General features: G+C 64.9%; 3 protein-coding genes. All 3 read right to left on the bottom strand.

Annotated elements, in window-relative coordinates:
* A partial coding sequence (locus KA419_21025) for a hypothetical protein (GenBank protein ID MBP7868417.1) occupies positions 1-913 on the bottom strand: 913 nt, incomplete at its 3' end.
* A gap of 933 nt (positions 914-1,846) precedes the next feature.
* The gene (locus KA419_21020) at positions 1,847-2,941 is read right to left on the bottom strand and encodes an HNH endonuclease (GenBank protein MBP7868416.1); all 1,095 of its coding nucleotides are present in this window, start codon (positions 2,939-2,941) and stop codon (positions 1,847-1,849) included.
* Positions 2,938-3,345 carry an HIT family protein gene (locus KA419_21015; GenBank protein MBP7868415.1) on the bottom strand — a complete coding sequence of 136 codons (408 nt, stop codon included), beginning with the start codon at positions 3,343-3,345 and terminating at the stop codon, positions 2,938-2,940. Before KA419_21015 ends, KA419_21020 begins: the two co-directional genes overlap by 4 nt.
* Between the last annotated feature and the right edge of the window lie 238 nt (positions 3,346-3,583).

Raw genomic sequence — 3,583 nt, 5'->3', positions numbered from 1 at the left:
TCCGCCTCATCGACCCGGTCGGTGGTGAAAACTCTCCCTTTCCCTTACCTCCTGTTTCTCGCCACCGGTAACCGATCGCGGGATTTTCCCTTCCTATAGCGGGCTCAGAGAAAGGGACATAACACCTCCATTCCCGCGTCTCGAGGATGGAGAGATAATCAGCGAAATACTGCTCCACCGGGGCCAGGTTCATCTCGTCGAGACAGAGCCAGAAGGGGCACATGGCCCCGGGTTCGTTGCAGTCGATGCCCTCGGCCGAAGCCGAATGGGCGGCGTGCTTCCAGCTTTTCACGATGAAGCGCAGCAGGTCGGTGACGACGAAGCGCACTCCCTGCGAGCCGATGCGGGAGATGTAGCCCAGCAGGTCAGACGGTTCGTGCCAGTCAGGCCGAACCGGAACGAGGCAGTAATTCTCGCCTCTGGGAACGTTGTACAGGTCGGCGGCGGCGTTTGCCTGCTCGCGTACAAACCGCGTCTTGCCGGAGCCGGAGATGCCCGCGAGGAGGAGGAAGGGCTTTGGGAGAGGTATTGTTGTTTTTTGTGGTTCGTAGATATTGGGTTGAGATAAATAGTGCTCGCAAATCTTGTAAATTGTTGAATCATAACCCAGAATGAAGGGATCGTGATCTGCTCCGAGTTTTACAAAGAGAGATGGCTGGTTGCTTTCCGATAGATTTTTTCGAAGAACATCGCTCAATGAGATTTTCTTGTTATTGATACCATTTATAATATCTTTAATGACTTGGGTTGGAATAACTCGAAGTGCGCCACGTTCAGCTTTAATCTCACCTCGTTGGGCTTCAGGATGTCCGCGGAGATAAATATTTTCATTGTTTACCTTCTCGAGAGTATACGCTCTCACTCCCTCTCCTAAAACAGTCCCAATTTTTAAACGGCTTGCGTCAAAAGCCATGAATCCTCCGATTGTTCACCAATAATAATCTAGCTGATTGCAAGAAACATCATCATGAAGTTTTCCTGAGATCTTCACCTTCGAGAGAATTCTACCACGGCTCCCTGACAGGATCATTCCCATTGTTAAATAGGGGACAAAGGGTGCCAGGCACCCCCTAACCCCTATCGAATCAGACGGACATCACTACCCTACGCGCAACTTCCACAATATCAATCAGACATAACGACCGCTCTCCGAAAGCACCTTCACGCAGAGTGCGGCGCGCAGGCTTCCGGAGCGCCGTCGGAAGGGGTCCGCTCCCTGTTCGCGGGGAAAACGTCATCGCCTTGCTTGATCGCTGACCGATTCATTTTCAGAAACATTGCGAGTGCAGGGAAAGTACCGGGAGGGTTTTCTCGCGCCGCCTCCGGGGCGCGGGTCTTCCTTACGCTTGCTTTTCCGGCGGGAACACCGCCTCCGGTGGAGTGCCCGCCGGCTAATATCCTCAATCCCTGCGGGATATCAATGCTCACCTTGCCCTTGGGCCCCCGGTTCCGGTATTGAATTCAGAAGCTTGGACGCGGAGAAAGGAGAAACCCGGCCTCGGCACCCGAAGGGTGTTTATTCGGAAGCCCGGGGCAAGGCGAGGGCGCCCGGCAAGAACGATTCGGGCCCCCGGTAAAGGTCAAGGGCGCCCTCGCCGCCGCCCCGGGAAAGACGGGGTTGAAACGGAAGATCCCTGTAAGGGATCCACGGGGTTGACCGGTCGGGGAATCGGGAAGGGATCCCTTTCAGGGATCGTCGGCTGCATCACCGCTTCACCCGGGGCGGTTGGGACGGCGTCGAGCCGCCGTATTCCGAAAGCGGCAGCGCGAGACTCGCTGCCGCACTCCACAGCCGCTCGGGGACTCGCGGCAGGGCTTCGGAGCCGGGCGGGGCGCGATGGCCGGATCAGGCCGTGAGCAGGGTGCGGAGGGCGGCGGGGTCGGCGGGCTGGAAACGGTTTTCGCGGTCCCAGAGGAGGGTGCGCGGGGGGAGGCGGAGGTAGAGGCCGCGGGCGACGCCGAGCGTCTCCGCGGGGTGGTCCTCCAGGTTCTTTCGCTCCGCCAGACCGCGAAGGTCCGCTTCGCGGGTGCGGTTGCGCTCCAGCCAGCGGCCGAGGTGGGCGCCGGCGGCGATGAAGTCGCGCTTGTGGGCGTTGCAGCGGGGGTCCGCCGCCACCAGGTTGGCGAGGCCGTTGTCGGGGTGGCGGGCGAAGGGGACGAAGTGGTCCACCTCGGCCCGGGAGACCAGGCGCGAGCCGCAGTAGAAGCAGCGGCCCCCCTGCAGCTCTACGAGGTCCGGGCGGACGGCGGACAGGGCGCGGCGGTCGACCCCGAAGAGGAAGTCCTCCAGGCGGGACGCGTCCAGGGCGTTCAACCGCGCGACCATGCTGGCCCAGGCCCGGTGGACCAGGGGGCGCAGGAGGCCGTTCAGCCGGGCCAGGGCCTCCCCGGCCCCGGGCAGGAGGAGGATCCGGTTGTCGAAGGGGCCGGCCCCCGTTTGCTGGTACCGCAGGACGTCTGCCTTCCGCTTCTCGATCCCCAGGTCCCACCCGAGCGTGTAGATGACGGGCTCCGTCTCGCGGCCGACGGTCTGGAGCCGGGGCAGCGGCATGAGGATCAGCGTCCACTCCACCTGCCGCACCGTCCGCTCCCACCCCGCCGGGTCGGCGCGGCGGGCCCGGTACAGGGGCAGCGAGGGGTCGGGAAGGGCGTCCCGGAAGGCGAGGAGGTCGGACAGGATGCGGGCCGGACGGCCGGTGTTCTGGCGAAGGGTTTCCCCGCGGAAAGCCGATGTCTGGGGCCAGTAGAGGTCCACCACCTTCTCCGCCAGTTCCCGGGTGGTGAGGGCGTCGGGGGCGGACCCGTCCCGGGCGGTCTTCTCCAGGCACAGGTCCATGAGGCCCAGCAGGACCGCGTACTTGTAGGTGGCTGTGAAGGACCCCTGGTCCAGCAGGGCCAGGAGGCGCTCGGCCTTCGCGAGGAGGTCTTCGGCCCCGATCACGGCTCGGCCTCCGCGGGGATGAAGCCGGGGCGGCGGTAGTTGCCGCGGGCGGGGATGACGAAGCGGACGCCGCCAGTGGGGTCGTCCACGTCGCCCCGGTAGCGGGGGATCAGGTGGACGTGGAGGTGGGGCACCGTCTGCCCGGCGGCCTCGCCCGCGTTGATGCCGAGGTTGAAGCCGTCGGGGGGGCGCTCCGTGCGCAGGAGCGTCTCCCGGACCGCGTCGAGGAGGGCTAAGAGGGCGGCGCGCTCGGCGTCGGTGGCGTCGAACCAGGAGGCCACGTGGCGGCGGGGCACCGCCAGGGTGTGGCCGGGGGAGACGGGGAAGCCGTCCCGCAGGGCCAGGGCGAGGGCGTTTTGGGCTACGATCCGTTCCGGCGCGGGGTCGCAGAAGGGGCAGTCCATGGCGGCCTCCTGGGTCGATTCGTCGGGAGGGATCGTAGCACGGACCGGGGGGAATGCCAACGGGGAAACGGGGACCGTTCGCGCGCCGGGCCGGGGGGCGCTTTGGGGGGGCGGGACGCCGGCTGAAGCCGGCGCCACTGCGGCTTGGGGAGTGCGGCGCGAAGGCTGCCGGAGCGCCGCTTTGATCGCGCCGCGCAGGCTGCCGGAGCGGCGCGGGCTGAGGGGGTGGGGCAAGGGG

The sequence above is a fragment of the Acidobacteriota bacterium genome, assembly GCA_018001935.1.
GTDB lineage: Bacteria > Acidobacteriota > JAAYUB01 > JAAYUB01 > JAAYUB01 > JAGNHB01.
Note: the sequence above shows the minus strand (reverse complement) of the source record. Positions and strands in the feature narration are given on the sequence as shown.

Coding starts and splice junctions, on each gene's coding strand:
- KA419_21015 (MBP7868415.1), bottom strand. CDS start 3,345: ATGGACTGCCCCTTCTGCGACCCCGCGCCGGAACGGATCGTAGCCCAA.